The organism is Sphingomonas sp. (genome assembly GCF_050725575.1).
Classification (GTDB): Bacteria; Pseudomonadota; Alphaproteobacteria; order Sphingomonadales; family Sphingomonadaceae; genus Sphingomonas.
This window is the reverse complement of record NZ_JBOHHW010000010.1, coordinates 26669-47706: the sequence shown is the minus strand read 5'-3', so window position 1 is coordinate 47706 and position 21038 is coordinate 26669. Positions and strand designations below refer to the sequence as shown.

The window sequence follows — 21038 nt, the reverse complement described above, 5'->3', positions numbered from 1 at the left end:
TATGGTTACAACTATATCCTATTGGGGTCTATCGGGCGAGCATGACTTCCGCGATATGGCGGCGGCCGCTGCTGCGCGCGAGTTGTACGAACACATCGACCGTGCTGCGGACATAATGGTGCACGTCTTCGCGGCCCAGTTGCGTGCCGGTCTGCAGCACCAGCAGCGTGATCTGTTCGATCGCACGCTCGGTACTGTCGGCATGGACGGTAGTCATAGATCCGGGATGGCCGGTGTTGACCGCGCGCAGAAAGGTATAGGCCTCATTCCCGCGCAATTCGCCGACGATGATCCGGTCGGGGCGCATACGCAGCGATGCCGCAAGCAGGTCGTCGGCGGTCACCCGCGCCTCGCCCAGCGCGCCACGCGCCGCGAGCAGGCCGACGGCATTGGTATGGCGCAGATTGAGCTCGGGCGTATCCTCGATCAGGATCAGCCGCTCTTCGGCCGGAATCTCGCGCAGCAGTGCGTTGAGGAAGGTGGTCTTGCCGGTCGAGGTGCCGCCGGACACCAGGATGTTCTTGCGCGACTGTACCGCCAGCGACAGCATCGCCGCGATGTCGCGTGCGTCGAGTAGCGCGGCCAGTTTCTCGTCGACCTCGCTGCGTGCCGACAGGTCGCCGCGCCTGGTATCGGCGAACGCACCGGTCGTGACATAATCGTCGAGCGTCAGGTCGGGCGAGACATGCTTGCGGATCGCCAACGCCATGCCCGACCGGGTCGCCGGCGGAATGACGATCTGCACGCGCGCGCCATCGGGCAGGGATGCAGAGAGCAGGGGATGCTCGCGGCTGATCCCCTGATTGGACAGCGCCGCGATCTGACGCGCCAGTCGTGCCAGCGTCGCTTCGTCCAGGCCGGGCGCGTCATGGCGTTCGATCGCCCCGGTGATGCTCTCGATCCACACTTCGCCCGGACGATTGACATAGATGTCGGTGATGTCGGGGCGGTTCAGATGGTCGGCGAGCGGCGCGAGGTAGCTGTGCAGATAGAGCGGCCGGTCACTGGCGACGGCTGCGCTCACCGCCGGCCCTCGACACCCGTGAAGTCCAGGTCGCGCGCGACGAACACGCCGATCGCCGTGCCCTGCTTGACGGTCAGGGTGGGCTGAATCTGCGCGGTGTTGGTCAGCGGCGCGGTACTGTTCTGCAGCGCGCCGGGCAGGGCGACGACGACGGCGGAATTCCTGCCGCCGATAGACCGCGACGCGACATTGACCCCCACGTCGAGCGCCGATTGCAGGATCGCGGCGCCGAAGCGCGCGAGGAAATGGCTGTTGACCTTGCCCTTGATGCCGACCTGGCCGAGCGGATCGGCGGCTGGCGAATTGAGCGCGATCGTCACCCCGTCGGGCCGGACCAGCCGGGTCCACATGACCAGCGCGCGATTCTGCCCGGGCTGCAGGTCGGCCTTGTATTCGCCGATCAGGCGGCTGCCGCGCTGGATCAGCACCTTGCTCCCGTCGAAGCCGCGCACATCGGTCTGCACCAGCGCGCGGGCAAGCCCCGGGCGGGTCGAATTGAGCGCGGTTTCAAGCACTGCCGGGATCAGCGCGCCCTGCGGCACGGTGGTTGCACGATTGCGCATATATCCGGCGCGCACCCCTGCGCCGGCAATCGCGCTGGCACTGGCGGCGGCATCGGCGGGCGGTGCGGCGGGTTCGGCCGTGCCGAGATCGACGATCAGGACTGGGTCTGCGGCGCCGCGTGCGGCCGGCGGCGCCGGCGGCATCGGCATTTGCTGCGGCATCGGCGGACCGGGCTGCGGCACATAGACGATGCGCGGCTGCGTTGGCGTGATGCGGGCCGGCGGTAGCGTCGGCGGCGCCACTGGCTGGATCACGACCGGAGCCGGGGCCGGCGGGACATAAAGCGGCGCCGGTTGCATGGCGGCACCCCCCGACAGATCCGATGCGCGTGCCTTCGTCGCGGGTGCGGAGAGCGAGCGGCGGCGGCCGTCAAGGACGGTGAACAATATGATCCCGGCGATCACGATGCCGGCGACGATCACCCATAAGGGGAGGCCGGACGATGGCATGGCGACGATTGGTCGCACATCGGCCTCGCGATTGCCGGCGACGCGGGGATCTCCCGCTGAGGAGCTGCTTGCCATCACTTCTTCGCCTTGACCCGCACGGCACGGGCGATCTTCTTGTCGAAGCGGAAGACCAGTTTCTGCTGTACGCTGTCGATGACATATTCGCCGTCGCGCATTGCGCCGTCGAGCAAGGTTTCGTTCTTCCTCGAATCGATCGCGAAGACCGCGGGCAAGGCGCGGTCGGCGGGCCAGGTGAGAAAGGTCTTCTCGCCATCGTCATCGATCGTGGCGGGCCAGATATCGCGCGCGCCGCTCAGCTTGTAGCGGCCCGGCTCGGTCGCCGGTTTGACGACCGTAGCAACGGCGGGTGCGGGATAGGTGAAGCGCACAGTGAAGGCCATGTCCGGCAGCGGCCCATAGAGCGGCATCAATTCGAAATTATAGCTGCGCGCGTCGGTGACTACCGTCATGTTGGTCGCCACACCATTCTGCAGCGCCTTGATGAACAGATGGTCGCCGCGTTTGTTGGGGGCGACCTGCCACGCACTGCTGTCACCGATCGCGACATTTTCGATCCGCTCGCCGGCGCCGAGTTCGACGGTCAGTTGATAGCCGCTCGCGACCTGCAGCGAGACGACCTGGGCGGCATCATAGGCGACAGTTTGGATGCGCGGATCACCTGCGCCGGGAACGGGGCGTATCTGTGCATGCGCGGCAAGCGGCGCGACGAGCAGGGAGAGGAGCAGGATCAACCTCAAGGGACGATCTCGATACCTTGCTGGCGTCCGTTCCGCTGAATGGATTGGGGCACAGGCGCTGGGGCAGAACCTTGCGCCGTGTTCGCCGCAGGCGCGATGTCCTGGGGATCGTCGCCGGCAACCGGTATCGCCGGATCGGGTGGAGGCGGCGATTCCGCATCGCGGCGATAGCGCAGGACCTGGAACCCAAGTGGATTCACGAAACGGTCCTCGCGCTGCATCGGTTCGCCGGAGAAGCGATAGCGGATGATTGATACCCAGGCCTGAGGCGGCGACGGCTGGCGGCCGGCGTCGCGCCGCTGGGTTTCGAACCGGACCAGGGCCGAGTTGCCGCCAAGCGGGGAAATGCTCTTCACCCGGGTCGAGATGACGGTCGAGCGCGGCAGGCGCGCCAGCGGGCTGTCGGGATTGGCGACCTGCACGCTCGAGACATATTCCGACCGCGCAGGTTCGGCGGACCATAGCGACGCCTTGCGGTAATTGGCCTGCAGCGCGTCGATGTCGAAGCTTTCACGCGCAATGACATATTGCACCAGGAATGACTGAGTCAGCGCTTTGTCCGGTGCGATCGTCGCTGCGTCGAGCGGCTTCAAGGCCTCGACAAAGCCGGTGCTGCGATCGACCAGCAGGGTATAGGGAACGACGGTCTTGAGCGGCATCAGCACGATCAGCGCGATCCCTTCGACCAGTGCGACCGCAGCGGCGACGGAGGCGACAATCCAGGCGACCTTGCGCGATGCGCGCAACGCTTCCTGCTGGTCGTTGGCCCAGCTTTCCGCAGCCTTGTAATAGCCTTCGCGCGGTATCTTGGTGGTCTTGTTCATTTGTTCCCGTCCCGCCGCGCGGCCCCCGCCGATACGCGCCCCTTGGTGCGGCGGCGATAGCTTTGACCGAGTGGGGTCGCCCCCGCCACCGGAATATCGCGTGACACCGCCTGGCTGCCCATCCGTGCGCCGATCTGCGTCACCGGCGGCGGCGATCCGGCGCTCTCGCGCCGCTGGCTCGCGGCGACCGCATCGGCAATCGCGATCGCGCGCGAACGCGGCTCGTCGGCGGGAGTCGAGCGGCCGGCCGGCGACACGAATGCGCGGCCTCCATCCAGCCCGCCCATTGCATCGGCCAGCCGAGCAGGCGTCAGGCGCCAGCTATCGGGAATACGGAATCCATGTGCGACACGCGCCACCGCGATCAGCGCGGCCAGCAGTGTCAGCCCGAACACCAATGTCATCACCAGCAGCTCGACTGGTGCTGCGGGGGTCGAGATATCGAAATTGCGCTGGGCCAGGACATTGGCCAGCCATGGCTCGATCAGCGCCAGTTCGATCCCCAGGATGATCGCGGTAGACAGTGCGCCGAGCGCGGCACCGGCGAGCGCACGCACCCAGCCCTCGAACAGGCCGCGGGTCGCGTCGAACAGCAGGAACAAGGCGAACAACGGCCCCAGGGCAAGCAACAGGCCGGCGACCAGCCGCACCGATGCGAAGGCGGCGATCGCGCCGGTCAAATAGAGCGTGCGAGCCTGGTTCAGCCGGTCATTATCCTTGGCCGGGTCCCAGCGCGGGCGCTGCAGGCTGCGCTGCAGGCGTTGCTGCTCCTGCTGCTGCTGTTGCGGAGTCAATGTCTGGGTCGGGCCGGCGATGATATCGGCATCGTCCGGCTTGCCGGTGCCCATCGCGATCAGCGCAGCGATGTTGTTGTCGACGCCTTGCAACCGGCTGACCAGGCCGCCATCGGATCCGGGCAGGCCGGCGGGCTGGCCGATACTGGCAGCCAGCTGCGCCGGGCCGTGCATCGCGACATCATAGGCCAAAGTGCGGAACGCCGGCCAGCTTGTCGCCAGGACCAGCACGATGCCGATCTTGACCATAGCGGTCACGCCGTCGCGCGCATCGGGCGTTTGTCCCAGGATTAGTCGATAGCCGAACATCGCGATGAAGATCGTCAAGACCCCGGTGAGCAGCAGCGAGACGCCCGATCCGGGTGTCGCCAGCGCCTGATAGCCGCTCTGGCCGACCGCCTGCGCCTGGCAGTCGACATAGTTGAGCACGCCCGAAAGGAACGCGCCGCCGGAGTTGATTGACGGGCAGGCCATCAGGCGCGCTCAAGCAATTGGGGAATCCAGTCGACCGGATCATCGCCGCTCGCCTCGCGGATCTCGTCGAGCAGCCGGACGGTCCGCTCGCGCCCCGACAAGATGGTCAGCAGGTCGCGCTCGCCGGTCAGGTTGAGCCGCGCCACCACACTGTCGGTACCATGCTTGACCAGGAAGCAATGGGCATCGTCGGGCAGCGATCGAACCAGCTCATATTCGTGCGGCGTCAGGCCGAAACCCTCGATATAATCCGCCGCCCGCGCCTTCGGGTTGGTCATGAAGATCTGTGTCGCGGCCTGCTCGATGATTGCACTGGCGATCTTGCTCTCCAGCGCGTCCTGCGCGCTCTGGGTTGCGAAACCGACGATCCCGTTGCGTTTGCGGATGGTCTTTTCCCAATCCTTGATACGGCGCACGAATACCTCGTCGTCGAGCGCCTTCCACCCTTCGTCGACCACGATGATCGCCGCCGTACCGTCGAGCCGCTCCTCGACGCGGTGGAACAGGTACATCATCGCCGGAGTACGGACCGTAGGATCGTCAAGGATCGCGGTCATGTCGAAACCGACCGCTTCCGCCGACAGGTCGGTCAGGTCGCGCTCGTTGTCGAACAACCAGGCGCGTTCGCCGTCGCCCCACCAGGGCCGTAGCCGCGCCCACAGGTCGGCGGCATGCGGACGGTGCCCGCCGCGGAACAGCTCGGCGAGGTGGCGCAGCCGGCGATGTTCGATCGGTTGCGCGAAATTGGCATCGATCGCGTCCTTAATCTTGGCGACATCGTCAATGTCCGCGCCGCCGACCAGCATCGCGACCCAGTCGATCAGGAATTGCCGGTTGCCCGGATTGTCGTCGATCTGCAGCGGGTTGAGCCCCGACGCGGTGCCGGGCCGTAGCAGATCGTAGCGCCCGCCGATCGCCCGGATGAACAGCTCCGCGCCGCGATCCTTGTCGAAGAAAATGATTCGCGGGCGAAACTTCCGCGCCTGTGCCAGCAGGAAGTTGAGCACAACCGTCTTGCCCGAGCCGGACGGGCCGATGACGGTGAAATTGCCCAGATCGCCCTGGTGGAAATTGAAATGATAGGGACCGGCGGCAGTCGTTTCGAGCAATGTCACCGCATCGCCCCAGTGATTGCCCTGCGCGCGCCCGAGCGGGAAGTTATGGCTGCTCGCCAATCCGGCGAAATTGCCGGTCGAAACCAGGCCGCGCCGCGCGATATATTTGAAGTTGCCCGGGAATTGCGCCCAGAAAGCGGGTTCGAGCGCAATCTCCTCGCGTACCGCGATGATACCGAGGTCAGCAAGCGACGCCTGCACTTCGGCGACGCCATTATCGACCTCGGCCGGGGTGCTGCCGCGCACCGCGACGGTCATGTGGTGCTCGCCATAGCCGGCACGGCCGGCGGCGACCTCGTCCTTGGCGCTGGACAGCTCGGCGCGCAGGCTGACCGCCTCGTCCTCGGCCGATTTCATCCGCCGGATTGCCAGGTTCATCCTGCCGAGCGCCGACTGGCGATCGACGAAGCCGAAGGATTGCGACACGGTCAGTTCGAACGGCAGGCGCAGCAATTCGTCGAGCATGCCGGGCGCGGTCTGGCCGGGATAATCCTTGATCGACACCATGCCGACAAAGCTGCGCGGCGTCGCACCGGCCGGGGCCAGCTCGATCGTGTCCTGGCCGAAGCTGATGCGGCGATAGGGCAGATAATCGCCCGCATCCTGCATCGGCAGCAGCACCGGCCGCGTCTCGCCATTGTATAGCGAGGAGAGGAATTCGAGTGGTTCGGAGCAGGGGCCTTGCGGTGTATCGTAGACGCCGAGCAGACGCGGGGCGTAGCTGCCGAGCTGGGCGAGCAGCGCGTCACGCGCGGCGTCTAGCTGACGCACCTCATGGATTGATTCATCGTCCGCCGAGGTGACCGTCCGACCGAGCAGCCCGCGCACCCGATCCGCGATCCCGACCCGGCCCTGCAGCGGTCGTCGGATCAGGGTCAGGAACAATTCGTTGACATAGAGCTGCTTGGCCGACAGCCGGGCACGCCAGGCGGCGTCGAGCTGTTCGGAAAAAGGGTCGGGGAATTCAGCGCTCAGGTCGGTCTCGACCCGGCGGCGCACGACATGATGGTTGAGTGCGAAGCGCGATGACCCGATCGCCTGTAGCATCGCGTCGCGCAGCGTCTTGCGATAATTGATTTCTTCGGTGTCGGCGGTTTCGAACAACAGGCCGCGCAGATGGATTACCTGCATCAGCATCCCGTCGCGCGTCGCGATCGTATGATCGTCGACATGCCGCGCATAAGGGAGGTGATGGCCGGCCGGTTTCTCTCGCGCTGCCGCCTTCCGGTCCTGGCTCAGGGGCGGTAGGAGTTGCATCGCCAGATCGCATGGTTGCGGACGCGCGGGCAGCGTGACACGCGGGTCAGCCAGAGGTCGAAGATGCGGGGTTCGCGCAGGCACAGCAGCACACCCGCGACATGGACGACCAGCGCTACCGCCAGCACCCAGATCGAATGGAAGATCAGGAACAATTCGGTCGCGACGACCGCATTGACCACGAAATAACTATAGGTGACTCCGGCGAACATCTGCGGCCGGGTGAGGGCGACGAACACCGTATCGCGTTCCAGCCCGTTCATCACTCAATTCCCGAGGCTGGCGGTGGACTGAATGCCCGCAACGATGCTTGCCGCGCCGAACAGAATGAAACAGCCGAGAATCACCGTCGCACCGTAACGCCAGTTGATCCGACCGGTCAGCATCATGAAGCCGACCACGGCGACCGCGATCACCGCAACCACGGTCGCGACCGTGCCGAGCAGGGTGCCCTGCATCCACTGCACCGCCGATACCAATACGCCGGAGCCCGCCGGATCGGTAAGCGAATCCTGCGCCATGGCGGCGCTCGATTGAACCGCGGCGGCGATGCTCGCCAGCCAGATTGACGCCATTTTACGTTGAAACTTCACGCGATTACCCCACCCGGCCTGCCGTCACCAGAATCGATCCGGACATTGCGCGTTTGCCCGCCGCTTGCCAATCCCCGTTGGGTTTTGCGTAGCGGCGCGATCAGCCCGGTACAAGCGCTCAGGCGGCGGCGCGCAACATGCGTTCGAGCCAGCCATTTATCTCGCAATCGATGACGAGATGGACGCGGTCCTCGGTGCCGCGATTGGCGACGCGGTGTGGATCGGACAGTCGCAGATACCAGGCGCTGCCCGGAAGCATGACGACAGGCACGTCGTTAAGCATGAATTCGACGCCGGGATTGGTGGTGATCGGGACGTGAATCCGTGCCTTGCCCCAGTCGGCGGCAAGATCATGATCATGATGTTCCTTGATCACCGATCCCGGAGTCAGCCGCATCAACCGCGCTGCGTGCATCGGACAGTCGAACGCCGCCAGTACTTCGGCCAGATAGGGCGACGCGGCGAGATAGGGGCCGTCAATGAATTCCGTCGCGGTCGGGTCGGCATAGATCATCTTGATCGGATGTGTCGCGCCCTTGGCGAAACGCAGCGGCAGGACGCTCCAGTCGCCTTCGTAATTCTGCGGTACGTAATGGCTGGTCCACGCATCGCGTTCGAGCCGCTCGAGATCCTCGCGCAGCCGCACCGGATCGAACGACAGCGGTAGCCGCAACCGGTCGGCATAGGTCGGCGCGGATTGTTGCGGCACAATGAGCATGATAGGCGAGCACCCCTGACCGGGGTCGACGCCCCGATATCCGGTCAGACTATCGGCCGCGGGGGTGGTTGGAAAGACGGCGTTCACGATCCATGACAATCGGTACCGAAATTCGTGATGTGAACGCGTTGCTCGATCAGTTCCGCAATCATGCCATGCGCGACCCGGCGTTGCTGCAGCGCCTCGCCCCGATCTACGACGACAACCTCTTTGCCGCTGCGGTTGTCGATGTGGCGATGGCGCAGGGCATTGCACTGTCGATCGCTGACGTCCGTGGTGCCGTGAAGCCCGATCCGGCCGGGATGGACCGGTTCGACGAGATGCCGCCGCGCGGCCTTGACTGGCCCGATCCGCAATGGCTGCCCTCGGCAATGGTCGCAGCCGGCCCGGAGATGGTGGTGGATTGGGTGCATTTTGCCGGCCGGCGCCTTACTGGCCCGTTCTTCATGGACTCACTGATCCAAGCGCGGCCCCTGCCGATCAACCGGCTGATGCGCTATCGCACCCCGCTGTCCAATTTCGCGCAAGGGGCGCCGACGGAGGGCCTGCCGGTCCCGAACGGGTTCGTCTTCCACCTGTCGCGCTGCGGCTCGACGCTGGTCGCGCAGATGCTGGCAGCGATGGACGACACTGTCGTAGCATCGGAACCGTCACCGCTCGACGACGTGATCCAATGGGCTCGCCTGCGCGCTGATGTGCCGGTCGAGATTCGCGTCAATATAGTGCGCGCGATGGTCGGGGCGCTTGGCCGCGACCGTACCGGCGAGGCCCGGCATTACGTCGTCAAGCTCGACTGCTGGCACACGCTGGAATTGCCGCTGTTGCGGCGCGCCTTTCCTGATACGCCATGGGTCTTCCTCTACCGCGACCCGGTGGAGATTCTCGTGTCGCATATGCGCATGAGAGGCATTCAGACCGTCGCCGGGGCGTCCCTCAACACATTCGGAATCATTGATGGCCAGAATATGCCGGTCGAGGAATATACCGCGCGCGTGCTGCGCAGCATTTCGGACGCGGTAATCGAGCATCAGTCGCTCGGTGGCGGGCTGCTGATCAACTATGACGCGCTGCCGGGGGCGGTGGAGGCGCAGATCCTGCCCCATTTCGGGATCGATCCCGATGACGACGCACGCGCGGCGTTGCGTGCGGCTGGTGGGAAAGATGCCAAAATGCCGATGCAGGCATTCAGCCGCGATACCGAGCGCAAGCAGCAAGCGGCGACGCCGGCCGTTCGCGCCGCGGCGGCGGAGCATCTGGCTGAGCCCTATCGCCGACTCGAAGAACTGCGCCTCGCGCAAGGCGTGACCTCGGGCTCCCGATGAGCGCGATCTTCGGCGTCGTCCGGACCGATGGCGCGCCGGTGTCGGAACGCGAGATCGGGCGCATGGCCAATATGCTGGCGCATCGCGGTCCCGATGGCCGTCATATCGCGGTCCATGATGGCGTTGGCATGGGGCATTGTCTGATGCGTGTCACGCAGGAGGACTGGTACGAGGCACAGCCGATCCGCGCCGGCGGCGTCACGCTGGTCGCGGACATCAGGCTGGATAATCGTGAAGCGCTGGCATCGGCGCTCGGCATCGATGGCGCGGCGCTGGGCGACATGCCGGACAGCGCAGTGCTGCTCGCCGCGTATCGCCATTGGGGAGAGGCGTGCGTCGATCATCTCCTCGGCGATTTCACCTTCGCGATCTGGGACGGTGCGACGCGCACGCTCATGGCTGCGCGCGACCATATGGGCCAGCGCGGCCTTTTCTATCATCACGGCGACGGTTTCTTCGCCTTTGCCAGCGAGACCAAGGCGCTATGGGCCGTGGAAGGCGTGCCGCGTCGCCTGTCGGAAGAGGCGATCGGCCGCCGGCTGCTGTTTCCTGTCGATCTCCCACAAGGGGCGACCTTGTACGATGCGATCACCAATCTCCCCGGGGGGACGACCCTGCGGTTGAACGCCGATGGCGTGCTTTCGACGCATCGTTATTGGCAGCCGCAGGCCGCGCCCGAGCATTTGGGACGGGACGAGGCCTATTATGTCGACGCTTTCCGGAGAATATTGACCGAGGCGGTCGCCTGTCGCCTGCGACGGCTGACGCGGCCTCCCGCATTATTGTTCAGCGGCGGGTTCGATAGCGGCGGAATCGCTGCCCTGGCGGGGCCGATCATGGTGGCGCAGGAGCGCAGGATCGTCGCCGTTTGTTCGGCGCTCGACGAGGGTGAGCGCCGCGCGGTTCGTGATGCGCGTGCCTCGGCTGAGGCATTTCGCCAATACCCGTTTATCGACCTGCATTATTATGTGCGACATCATGAGAACGTCTTCAGCGATCTGGAGACGTCGTTCGCGACCACCGATGACAGCGTCGGTACCTCCTATGTCCGGCGCGGCCTGTACCGGCTCGCAGGGGAGTCGGGTGCGCGGTTGGTGCTGGACGGGATGGGGGGCGACTATACTCTCAACGTGCGTGCGGGGGCGATGCTTGGGCGGATGCTGATCCGAGGGCGCATTGTCGGCTTTCTGCGAGAGTTTGGGGCACGAAGACGGGCGACTGGACGCTCGATCTGGCGGATATGGCGCGAGGATGTGGCGCCTGCGTTGATGCCGCTGCGGCTGTCCGCCGCAATCCAGTCTGTCTCGCGAAAGGGGAGGCCGCTATGGCGCACGCGGCCGGTGAATGAGGGCTTTGCCCGATCGATGTTTGCGCGAGGTGCCGTCGATCCGGCACGGTTGCGCACGGCTCGTTCGGTTCATGACCGCTGGCACGGACGATGGGTCAATCTGCTGAACAAGGCGGCGATGATGATGCCAGTGCAGCCGACGCTTGCGGCTGCGGAAGGTCTCGAATTCAGCCGGCCCTACCACGACCGTCGCGTCGTCGAGCTCGGATTGGCGATTCCGGAGACTCTGCAGTTTCGTGGCGGTCTTGAACGCTATCTCGCGCGCCGCGCGTTGGAGGATATTCTGCCGCAACGCCTGCTGGCCAGCGGGCCTGGCAATGATGCGGAAGATCCGGACATGTTCCGCCAAGCGCGAGACTGCGCGCCGCAAGCGCTGGCCGAAGCACAGCAGATGGATAATGAGGGCCGGTTGTCACGCTATATCGACTTCGACCGCCTGAAGAGCATGATCGCGAGCCCGGACGAAAGCGTGCCGGCGGATCATCGTCGGTTGCAGGTCGCAACGCGCGTTATCGCCCTGGCCAGATTCATTGCCTGGTTCGACAAGGATAATCGCTAAATGCTGCGCCGCATCGGCCGTTAAGCCGGGGGGCGTTTACTGGGATAAGTTAAGAGCCGTAGGGGCCATATCCACCGGGATCGGAGCCGTCAGTGCCGTGATTCACATTGGCGTTGGTGTGATGCGCCTGCGATGCGACGATCACCATCGGCGTCGTCCATGTCTTGCGCGCGCCATGGGCCGAGCCATCCGGCAACGTCGTTTCGGCCCCAGTTCCCATGCCGGCCGACGATGCGGCCTCGAAATTGATCGCCTTCATGCCCCCAATGCTCCCAAAGGCGCGGTACGCCAATTATCCCTTCCTCTCAGGATGGCAGAATAGAGTGCGCCGTGCAACATGGTCGCTTGATGATCAGATCTTTGGGGATGAGGTACAGGCAATGCGATCGGCGTTAGTCCTCATACGGACCGAGAATCGCAATCGGCGTGTTCTTTCCATGACTTAGTTGATCGTCATACCCTTATGCTGCACTGATCCCAAAAAAATGCTGTTGTGTCCTGTCGCAAAACGATCCATCCAAGCATTTCAACACTTGGGGGCGGGTGGCTGACAGATGGCTTCTTTCCCCGATCGAAGCTTGAGAGGCTGCCATGAGCACTCCTTATCTCGGTGAAATTAAGCTGTGCGCTTTCAACTTCGCACCACGGGGCTGGGCGCTGTGCAATGGCCAGATCCTGTCGATCGCTCAGAATCAGGCGCTGTTCTCGCTGCTCGGCACCACCTATGGCGGCAATGGCACGACGACATTCGCGCTCCCTGACTTACGAGGGCGAACGCCGAACAGCTTCAGCGGCAGCTTAGTCTTGGGCCAGCGGGCGGGCGAGGAAAATCATACGCTGCTCATCACCGAGATACCGGAGCATGACCATCAGTTAAACGGCACCTCGGCAGTCGGCGACAAGCGCCCCGCGAACGGCAACACGCTGGCGGCCGATTCGCGGAACGATGTGCAATTCTACTCACCGGTCACCAACCCGATCCCGCTGGCGTCCGCATCGGTCGGCATTCGCGGCGGGAGCCAGGCGCATAATAATATGCAGCCCTATCTGGTCATCAACTTCGTCATGGCGCTGCAGGGTCTCTTCCCCTCGCGCAACTGATCCAGCGTTCGGCCAATCGGCACGGAGAATTTTATGTCGCAACCTTTTATCGGCGAAATTCGGATGTTCGGGGGCAATTTCCAGCCTCTGGGCTGGGCATTCTGCGATGGCCGACTGCTGGCCATCGCCGAGAATCCGGCACTGTTCCAGCTGATCGGTACCACTTATGGCGGGGACGGCGTGACTACCTTCGCACTGCCTGATTTGCGTGGCCGGGTGCCGGTGCATCAGGGATCGGGCCCAGGCCTTACGTCTCGCGTCATTGGCGAAAAGGCCGGCAGCGAAGAGGTCACGCTGACCATCAACCAGCTGCCGGCGCACAACCATACGCTGGTCGCGTCGACCGCCGCCGCGACACTGCCTTCGCCCGCCGGCGCATTGCCTGGCGTGGTCAATCCGACCGCAACCCAATATTCATTCTATGTCACGCCGGGGACAAGCGCGTTGGTCCAGGCGCCGATGGCCGCGACGAGCATCTCGCCGATCGGCGGGAGCCAGGCACATGAGAACCGGATGCCGGCGTTGAACATATCGTTCATCATTTCGCTGTTCGGCGTCTTCCCCTCGCAGTAATCAGGAGCCTCGGACGATGTCTTCTCCATTTGTAGCCGAGATTCGGATCTTCGGTTTCAACTTCCCGCCAAGAGGCTGGGCGTTCTGTGCGGGTCAAATTCTGCCGATTTCGCAGAACACCGCATTGTTCTCGCTGCTCGGCACCACCTATGGTGGCAATGGGCAGACAACATTTGCACTGCCCAATCTTCAGGGCCGCTCGCCCATGGCCCCGGGGCAGGGGCCGGGCCTGAGCGACTATGTCCTTGGTGAAGAGAGTGGCGTGGATAATGTCACGTTGTTGATCAGCGAGATTCCCGCACATGATCATGTGCTCAACGCTGCGACGCTCAACCCGGCCAATCCGGCCCAGAATGTGCCGACCCCAAATAGCGGCGCGCAACTCGGTATCTCGAACCCGGGTAATGCCTATTCGTCGGTGGCGACGCCGGCGGTGGCGCTGGCCAACGAGGCGCTTCAGCCACGGGGGGGAGGGCAGCCACATAACAATATGCAGCCCTATCTCACCTTGAACTTCTGCATCGCGTTGCAGGGCATCTTCCCCGCGCGCAACTAGGCAGTGGTGGCGGATCGATGATGGCGGACGCCGGGTTTTCGTTCGAGCTCCCGCCAGCGCTGGTCGCCAAGGGCTTTTCGCTGCGCCCCGAAACCGACGCGGATGTTCCGTTCGCGATGCGGCTCTATGCCTCGACTCGCGAGGACGAACTGGCGCAGGTCGATTGGAGTCCGGAGCAGAAATCCCTGTTCCTGGCGCAGCAATTCACTGCGCAGCGCCATCATTACAAGACGCAGATGGACTGCCGTTTCGCACTGATCGAGCAGCACGGCGTGCCGGTCGGCCGGCTCTATCTGGAGCCGCGCCAGACCCAGATCTCGATCGTCGATATCGCATTGATTCCCGAAGTACGAGGCAAGGGGCTGGGGCAGGCGATAATCGAGGCGCTGATCGCTACGGCGGCGACCTCGGGTCGGGGGATCGGCATTTTCGTCGAGCGCTTCAACCCAGCGTTGAGACTCTATCGCCGGGTCGGCTTTACCGAGATTGGCGAGACCGAGGTCTATCTCGAAATGGAGCGGGTCTATGAGCCGCGCGGCGATCAGCCAAAGCAAGCCTCATAGCTGACGCCTGCCTTATCCTGCGCGACCGGCACCAGGAATAGCGTCATATCGCCCATTTCGGCATGGCTGAGCAAATAAATGGCTTGCGGCCGAATGGTCGCCTCGCTCGATTTGAACAGCACCGAAAACTGCGCGCGCTGCCCGGCTCCCAAAGAGGAGCCCAGCGCTGAGGCTTCGGTCAATACCAGGTCGGTGGCTTGTCCCGCTTCGTCGGTCATGACGAATGTCGTGCCAATATGACGCTCGAAATTTTCGCACCCGAGCATGTCGTCAGCCATGGTCATCCACTCCCCTTGCCACCCGGTTTTACAGGACAAGCCGTGAGCGATTGATCATGCAGAATCAAGCTGTCCGGGCGGCCTATTTTACCGTGTCGGGCACAGCCGCAAGATCCTGGAATGACTGATTGCCGATCGGATAGTCCCGCCAGCCGACCCGGTCGAAATGCCACCATTCCTGGGAATAGACGGTGAACCCGTCACGCTCCATCGCGGTTCGCAATACTTCGCGCAGCCATCGCTGCTCGTCGCTTCCGCCGACATAGTTGGAATAGGATCGGCTGGAGAATTCGTCATAGCGTCCCGTCGTTACGATTGGCGCACCGGTGCGAAGATCAACCATAGTCAGATCGACGGCCGCGCCGCGATTGTGGCGCGACCCCTGGCTCGGATCCGCAACGAAGATCCGGTTAGTCGGGGGCGTCGCGTCCCAGAACATCTTGGTGACATACCAGGGGCGATAGGCGTCATGGATCAGCAGGCCGAAGCCCTGTGCCGCCAAGGACTTGTGAATCCGCCCGACCGCTTCGGCGGCTGGCCGCTGCATGAACGCACCGACGCGTTCATAGATTTTCTGGCCCATGAAATTGTTGGTCGCGGCGTAGCGGATATCAAGCCGAATGCCGGGATCGACGGCGGTCAGGGCAACCAGATCCGATGCTTTGAGCGCTGTGGTTTCGACAGGAGGCACTGCGGCGCGCGCCTTGGCACGCAGCGCATCGATGCCCGTATTCATGACTGAGCGGATCGCCGCTTCCGCTTCTGCGCCGAAATCACGCCGCGGAAATCGGATCGCGCCCAGAAGCGCCGCCGTCACCTTGCCGGAGGCATTCCGTTCGAAGCGCAGAGATTCGAGCGGATAAAGCCCGACACCTTCGGGAAAGGCGTAACGATCGGCTTCCAGGCGCCGCAACGGCGCCCAGTCGGTCCATTCGATCCGCGCATAGGGCTTGCCGTCGCGCTGGTAGATGCGAAGCACGTTATAGTCCCAACCATAGTCGCCGATCAGTCCGGCCAGTTCGGCGTCCGGCTTTGCCGGGCGTGGCCAATCCGCGCGTGCATAGCGCCGGCCCGCCAGTTCGACCCAGCTCGCGTCAGGTGCGAACGCCAGCGCGTCGCTGAAATATTGCGCGTCATCCAGATAATTATGGTCGCTGGCCTGCCGCACTTCCGCGGCCACCTCCGGGCCGTCCAGCACCAGGCCGCCATCGAAAACGCGAACATTGACGCTGTCTTGGCCAGCCACGAAACGGCCGGACTTCGCTGTCGCCGCGGCGCCCGATATCCTCTGCGTCTGTAGCCATTGCGGGAGCGGCTTTCCGTCCCGCGCCGCGAGCAGGCTGCGCAAGGCGAAGGTACCGATACGCTGTGCTGTCGGCCCGGCATCGACCGTGCTGAAAACGATCACCCCGATACCGGCATCGGGCATGAAGCGAACATCGGTCGCATGGCCGTACACGGCGCCGCCATGTCCCAGGGTTCGCTGGCCGTCGAGCGTGCCGAGCACAAAGCCAAGGCCGAAGCTTCGGGCATCGGCCGCGACCGGATATTGCGCGCGCCACATCTCCGCAAGGCTGCCGCTGCGCAGCAGCGTGTCGTTGCTGCCGGGCAGCGCGCCTGAGTTCAGCATCGATGTGACGAACCGGCCGAGATCGCCGACATTGGTATACAGATTGCCCGCCGCCGGCGTCCCCAGATCGAGCGCGGGAGCCGCCCATCGGCCGCCATCAAAGGATGCCATTTGCGCATAGGCGACTGGTGTCTTGAGGTCGGCGCGCGTGAAGCTGCTGGCGGCCATGCCAAGCGGCGTGAGCACCAGTTTCCGCACCGCCTCTTCAAACGGCATGCCAGTGACGCGTGCAACAACCTCGCCCACCACGGCGATGCCCGCATTGGAGTATTTCGTCATCGTCCCGGGCTTCGCCACCAGGCTTGTGGCGTTGAGGCTGGCGACGGTGTCGGCCTGGCCTTTGGGCGTGGCGTCGAAATAATTCCCGCGCGGCGGCTCGCGGACCAGGCCGCTGCGATGAGTCATCAGCTGCCGCAGCGTGATGGCGACACCGAAGGGATTGTGTGGTGAAAATTCCGGCAGATAGCGCGTGACCGGCGCGTCGAGATCGAGCTTGCCTTGCTCGACCAGCTTCATCACCGCGACATCGGTGAACAATTTGCTGACCGATCCCGCCCGATAAAGTGTGGTGGGCGTTGCCGGCCGGCTGTCCGCGGCGTCGACGGTGCCCCAGGCCGCGGACCAGATCACGCCGGTCCTGTCGACCAGCGCAACGGCGATTGACGGGATTGCCTTGTCCTTGCGTTCGGCGCGTGCGGCGACATCGATATTATGGGCGGCTGCCGCAATGACGGCGGCGGAGGGGGCGGCAGGATTGGTTTGAGCTGCAGCCGGGCTGACAACAGCCACCATCACGGCAACCAGGATGGGGAAGCGCCGGATCATGACCTCAGCCGACCAATACGAAATAATCATAGGCGGCGCGCGCGATCTCGGCGATCACCCGTTCCTGCACGTCGGTGCCCTTGGTGTCTCCCTTGACGTAAACGGCGATCGCGAACGTGCTGCCATCGGGCAGCGTGACCAGGCCGACATCATTGGCGATGCTCAGCAAGGTGCCGGTCTTGTGCGCAACCACCGTGCTGAGCGGCAGCAGTCCTTTGAGGCGCTTTTCGCCCGTGTGGCAGCGCTCCATGATGTCGAGCAGCACTTTGGTATTCGCGGCGCTGAGCGCCTTGCCCGACTGGATCTTCAGCAGCAGATCAAGCATCGCTTCCGGCGTCGAGCTGTCGCGGGGGTCCTCATTGAACGGCTTGTTCGGCGTCCCTTTTTCTGCCCGTTCGAATTTGGCAGGATCGGCCGCAAGGGCGGCCTTGATCTGCTCGGCAAAGGTTCCGGATCCCGGCGTGATATCATAAGCGCGGTAGATGATGCGGGCGGTATCGCCGTTTACCTGCTGGCCGGTCACGCCAAGGCTGCGGAGCCATGCCGTCACCGCCGCCGGGCCGCCCGCCTGTGCCGTCAATACGTCCGTCGCGGTGTTGTCGCTGCGGGTCAGCATGAGCTCCAGCAGATTGTGAAGCGACAGGGACACGCCCGGATGCGGCATCTGTTCGGCGATGCCTTCAGACTCCACAATGACCGCCGGATCCACTGTGATCATCTGGTCAAGCTTCAGTTCGCCCCGGTCCACTCTGGACAGGATCGTCCCGGCTACCGCAATCTTGAAGGTGCTGGCCATCGGGAAGGTCGTGCCGGCATTGAGCGTTGTCCGGACGCTCCCATCGACCCGCTGCACGGCGACGCCCACAATACCGTCGGTCTGCTTGGCCAGGCGGGCGAATTCTTCCGCCAATCGCGTCCTGGGGTCCACCGTCCTGGCATTCGACGCGGCGGCGGGTGTCAGGAGCAAGGTAGGGCTTGCCAGAAGCATCAATGCGCCGGCGGCGGACCGGAGAGACAGGTGTTTCATGGAGACCCTTTCAGATATTTGCATAGGGCCGGTGAGATCCGTCCGCCCAATTCAGCGATCCTTTCGAAATTTTCTATTTTGTCAACTGATGTCCTGATTGGGCGACTCGCTGCGTCGTGATTTCTCAGCGCCTTCATAGTGAAATGGATGTTTTTTCGGGTTTTTCCTGCGCAATGACAATGGTACCCAATATGCTGATCAAGAAAATTGAGTGAAAGGATCAAGATGCCGCCTGCCAGTCTTCGTGAATCGCCGAACGGTGATCCGCGGACGTTCGCGGAAGACAATCCGGGAGCGGTGTTGCGAGATATCCGGAAGGAGCTTGGCCTGACACTGGCCGACGTCAGCCAGCGCACGGGGATGCCTGTCTCTACGCTGTCCAAGGCGGAAACGGGCAAGATGTCGCTCAGCTATGAAAAATTGCTGCGCATCAGCCGCGGACTCGACATCGATATCACCCGGCTCTTCTCGACTGGAGCGCCGGCTCCCGCGACGCGCCGGACCGCCACGGGCCGGCGCAGCATCACCTTGGCGGGGGAGGGGCCCTCGATCCGCACGGCGACCTATAACTATATCTATCCTTCCGCGGACCTGCTTCACAAAACGCTCAATCCGATGATCATCGATATCAAGGTGCGGTCGATCGAGGATTTCGGCGAGCTGATGCGCCACCCGGGTGAGGAATATGCTTTAGTCCTTGAGGGGCAATGCGAATTCTATTGCGACCTCTATGCGCCATCGCTTCTCAGCAAAGGGGACTCGGTGTATTTCGACGGCACGATGGGGCATGGATATGTCGCTGTTGGTGAAGGCCCATGCCGTATCCTTTCAATATGCTCGGCCACCCAGGATGATCTGAAATCGACCCTGCACCCGATCGACGATGAGGGCTGACCCTGAAGTATCGAGGGTTACGTGAGGCGCCTGCACGAGCTCGGATCGTGCGCGAAGCTCTGCGCAGATAGCAGAGCGACAATCCTGGTTTTTCCGACAATAAGAAAGAGCGCGCCGATATAAGTCCGGCAAGGGTCGTCATGCCCGATCTCATGCAAGGGTTGAATCGCCACTGCCGACCGGGCTGAACGGACCCGACCGCGGAGAAGCGCGGCGAGATATGGGACACCGTATGTTGCATATCTCAGGCCGCCGCCTCGGCAGGGGTGTCATGTAATATCATTGTATATCAGATATTTAATCTGATCGATTTCGTCTCGAACACCATCCAGCGTCCCGACTTCGCACGGTATGGGCACGGCGTAAAAACGCTGTGGATCGCAGGAAAATGCTGCCGCAACTCCCTTTTGACCGTGGCGCTCGCCCTTCAAGTGGAGGGCGCCATTGGGATAGTGTTGTTATAAACCCCCTTGCAATTATCAAATATTGAAAATATGATCCTAATCAGGATGAAAAATGGCAATGGGAGAGATTGCAGATGCTGACATGGTCATCGGCTAATGGCGGGCGGCGCGACTCCCGCCAGGAAGGCGTGAGATAGTTATCGCCGCAGTGCTGCGTTCGATTCATTTGACGCCTTTGTTTCTCCGGGTGAGCCCGGGTCGGCCATATATTGCGGATTTGGCTGCCGATCTTCCTTTTTTGATGTGCAAGGATGAATGGTGAATATCAACACGCCCTTTACTACGGATGCGAGCGCGCTGCGCCTGCCTCAACCCTATCTGTTGTTCCTGGGCGACACGACCGAGGCCGGGTTTGCCAAGACCGCCTACGGCCTGCGCGACTGGGCGCCCGACAAATGCACGGGCGAATATGCCTTGCCTCAGGCGACGGTAAGCACGGGATTGCCTGCGTTGACACCCGCCGAAGCGCATGCCCGAGGCGCGCGATCGCTGCTGATCGGCGTCGCCAATAGCGGCGGGGTGATCCCGGCGAGCTGGGTTTCGGCGCTGATCGAAGCACTCGAGGCGGGGCTGGATATCGTCAGCGGCATGCATGTCCGCCTGGCCGATGTGCCCGGGCTGGCCGTGATGGCCGAGCGCCTTGGGCGGCAGCTGATCGATGTGCGCCACCCGCCGGCTGGCCTGAGCGTTGGCACCGGGCGCAAGCGGACCGGCAAGCGATTGCTGACCGTCGGCACCGATTGCGCGCTGGGCAAGAAATATACCGCGCTCGCCGTGTCGCAGGCCTTTGTCGAGCGCGGGCTCGACGCGGATTTCCGCGCTTCCGGGCAGACCGGGATCATGATCGCCGGCGGCGGCATTCCGATGGACGCGGTGGTCTCCGATTTCGAGGCGGGCGCCGCCGAATTGCTCAGCCCCGATGCCGCGCCCGGTCATTGGGACGTGGTCGAAGGACAGGGCTCGCTCTTCCACCCCGCCTATGCCGCGGTGTCGCTTGGCCTGCTCCATGGCAGCCAGCCCGATGTCATCATCGTCTGTCACCAGCCGGGCCGGACGATCATGCTCGGATCCGATTCCTACGCCCTGCCGAGCCTGGAGGAAACGATCGATCTCAACCTGCGGCTTGGCGCGCGGACCAACCCGGCGATCCGTTGCGCGGGTATCTCGTTCAACACCTCGCATCTCACGGAGGAAGAGGCGACCGCGGTGATGGCCGAGGAGAGCCGCAGGCTTGGCCTGCCCGTCGCCGATCCGATCCGCGGTGGCGACCCGTTCGCCCGGCTGATCGACAGCTGTCTTGCATGAACCAGAGGAGCGCCATGGCTGGG

The 21038-nt window shown here is 63.6% G+C and carries 21 protein-coding genes; 8 read left to right on the top strand and 13 right to left on the bottom strand.

What is annotated here, in order from left to right; translation table 11 throughout:
* Window positions 1–28: 28 nt before the first annotated feature.
* From virB11 to ACRECS_RS09215, 9 genes are all read right to left on the bottom strand, one after another.
* Window positions 29–1024, bottom strand: a complete 996-nt coding sequence (virB11, locus tag ACRECS_RS09255; protein ID WP_431582670.1) for a P-type DNA transfer ATPase VirB11 — start codon at window positions 1022–1024, stop codon at window positions 29–31.
* Window positions 1021–2112, bottom strand: a complete 1092-nt coding sequence (locus tag ACRECS_RS09250) for a TrbI/VirB10 family protein (RefSeq protein WP_431582669.1) — start codon at window positions 2110–2112, stop codon at window positions 1021–1023. Before ACRECS_RS09250 ends, virB11 begins: the two co-directional genes overlap by 4 nt.
* Complete coding sequence (locus ACRECS_RS09245; protein WP_431582668.1) at window positions 2112–2795, bottom strand: TrbG/VirB9 family P-type conjugative transfer protein; 684 nt, start codon at window positions 2793–2795, stop codon at window positions 2112–2114. The genes ACRECS_RS09250 and ACRECS_RS09245 overlap by 1 nt, the downstream gene beginning before the upstream one ends.
* Entirely contained in the window at window positions 2792–3619 is an 828-nt protein-coding gene (locus ACRECS_RS09240; protein ID WP_431582667.1) for a virB8 family protein, read from the bottom strand. Before ACRECS_RS09240 ends, ACRECS_RS09245 begins: the two co-directional genes overlap by 4 nt.
* Window positions 3616–4887, bottom strand: coding sequence for a type IV secretion system protein (locus ACRECS_RS09235; RefSeq protein WP_431582666.1), 1272 nt, complete (start codon window positions 4885–4887; stop codon window positions 3616–3618). Before ACRECS_RS09235 ends, ACRECS_RS09240 begins: the two co-directional genes overlap by 4 nt.
* Window positions 4887–7259 carry a VirB4 family type IV secretion/conjugal transfer ATPase gene (locus ACRECS_RS09230; RefSeq protein ID WP_431582665.1) on the bottom strand — a complete coding sequence of 791 codons (2373 nt, stop codon included), beginning with the start codon at window positions 7257–7259 and terminating at the stop codon, window positions 4887–4889. Before ACRECS_RS09230 ends, ACRECS_RS09235 begins: the two co-directional genes overlap by 1 nt.
* A complete protein-coding gene (locus ACRECS_RS09225; protein WP_187762918.1) occupies window positions 7238–7522 on the bottom strand; it encodes a type IV secretion system protein VirB3 in 285 nt (94 codons plus the stop codon). Before ACRECS_RS09225 ends, ACRECS_RS09230 begins: the two co-directional genes overlap by 22 nt.
* A 3-nt stretch (window positions 7523–7525) precedes the next feature.
* Complete coding sequence (locus tag ACRECS_RS09220) at window positions 7526–7834, bottom strand: TrbC/VirB2 family protein (RefSeq protein WP_431582753.1); 309 nt, start codon at window positions 7832–7834, stop codon at window positions 7526–7528.
* A gap of 136 nt (window positions 7835–7970) precedes the next feature.
* Window positions 7971–8570, bottom strand: coding sequence for an aspartyl/asparaginyl beta-hydroxylase domain-containing protein (locus tag ACRECS_RS09215; protein WP_431582664.1), 600 nt, complete (start codon window positions 8568–8570; stop codon window positions 7971–7973).
* A 92-nt stretch (window positions 8571–8662) separates the two neighbouring features.
* On the opposite strand from ACRECS_RS09215, the gene ACRECS_RS09210 reads away from it, so the two are divergent.
* The gene (locus ACRECS_RS09210) at window positions 8663–9892 is read left to right on the top strand and encodes a sulfotransferase (RefSeq protein WP_431582663.1); all 1230 of its coding nucleotides are present in this window, start codon (window positions 8663–8665) and stop codon (window positions 9890–9892) included.
* Entirely contained in the window at window positions 9889–11799 is a 1911-nt protein-coding gene (locus ACRECS_RS09205) for an asparagine synthase-related protein (protein WP_431582662.1), read from the top strand. Before ACRECS_RS09210 ends, ACRECS_RS09205 begins: the two co-directional genes overlap by 4 nt.
* 49 nt (window positions 11800–11848) lie before the next feature.
* Here ACRECS_RS09205 and ACRECS_RS09200 read toward each other — a convergent pair whose 3' ends face one another.
* The gene (locus ACRECS_RS09200; protein WP_431582661.1) at window positions 11849–12058 is read right to left on the bottom strand and encodes a hypothetical protein; all 210 of its coding nucleotides are present in this window, start codon (window positions 12056–12058) and stop codon (window positions 11849–11851) included.
* 332 nt (window positions 12059–12390) lie between these two features.
* On the opposite strand from ACRECS_RS09200, the gene ACRECS_RS09195 reads away from it, so the two are divergent.
* The 4 genes from ACRECS_RS09195 to ACRECS_RS09180 are packed head-to-tail and all read left to right on the top strand — an operon-like array spanning window position 12391 to window position 14592.
* Window positions 12391–12900 carry a phage tail protein gene (locus ACRECS_RS09195; RefSeq protein ID WP_431582660.1) on the top strand — a complete coding sequence of 170 codons (510 nt, stop codon included), beginning with the start codon at window positions 12391–12393 and terminating at the stop codon, window positions 12898–12900.
* Window positions 12901–12933: 33 nt separating this feature from the next.
* The gene (locus tag ACRECS_RS09190) at window positions 12934–13473 is read left to right on the top strand and encodes a phage tail protein (RefSeq protein WP_431582659.1); all 540 of its coding nucleotides are present in this window, start codon (window positions 12934–12936) and stop codon (window positions 13471–13473) included.
* A gap of 16 nt (window positions 13474–13489) precedes the next feature.
* The gene (locus ACRECS_RS09185) at window positions 13490–14029 is read left to right on the top strand and encodes a phage tail protein (RefSeq protein WP_431582658.1); all 540 of its coding nucleotides are present in this window, start codon (window positions 13490–13492) and stop codon (window positions 14027–14029) included.
* A gap of 17 nt (window positions 14030–14046) precedes the next feature.
* Window positions 14047–14592 (top strand): GNAT family N-acetyltransferase, encoded by a 546-nt coding sequence (locus ACRECS_RS09180; RefSeq protein WP_431582657.1) that lies wholly within the window; start codon window positions 14047–14049, stop codon window positions 14590–14592.
* Here ACRECS_RS09180 and ACRECS_RS09175 read toward each other — a convergent pair.
* From ACRECS_RS09175 to bla, 3 genes are all read right to left on the bottom strand, one after another.
* Window positions 14571–14870, bottom strand: coding sequence for a DUF6916 family protein (locus ACRECS_RS09175; RefSeq protein ID WP_431582656.1), 300 nt, complete (start codon window positions 14868–14870; stop codon window positions 14571–14573). The genes ACRECS_RS09180 and ACRECS_RS09175 overlap by 22 nt on opposite strands.
* Window positions 14871–14952: 82 nt before the next feature.
* Window positions 14953–17325, bottom strand: coding sequence for a serine hydrolase (locus ACRECS_RS09170; protein WP_431582655.1), 2373 nt, complete (start codon window positions 17323–17325; stop codon window positions 14953–14955).
* A gap of 4 nt (window positions 17326–17329) precedes the next feature.
* On the bottom strand, window positions 17330–18352 hold the full coding sequence (gene bla, locus ACRECS_RS09165; protein WP_431582654.1) for a class A beta-lactamase: 1023 nt from the start codon (window positions 18350–18352) through the stop codon (window positions 17330–17332).
* Between the two features lie 297 nt (window positions 18353–18649).
* On the opposite strand from bla, the gene ACRECS_RS09160 reads away from it, so the two are divergent.
* Together ACRECS_RS09160 and ACRECS_RS09155 are read left to right on the top strand one after the other, a co-directional pair.
* Window positions 18650–19246: a helix-turn-helix domain-containing protein gene (locus ACRECS_RS09160; RefSeq protein ID WP_431582752.1), complete on the top strand. Its 597-nt coding sequence runs from the start codon at window positions 18650–18652 to the stop codon at window positions 19244–19246.
* A gap of 719 nt (window positions 19247–19965) precedes the next feature.
* On the top strand, window positions 19966–21015 hold the full coding sequence (locus ACRECS_RS09155; protein ID WP_431582653.1) for a DUF1611 domain-containing protein: 1050 nt from the start codon (window positions 19966–19968) through the stop codon (window positions 21013–21015).
* Window positions 21016–21038 lie beyond the last annotated feature (23 nt).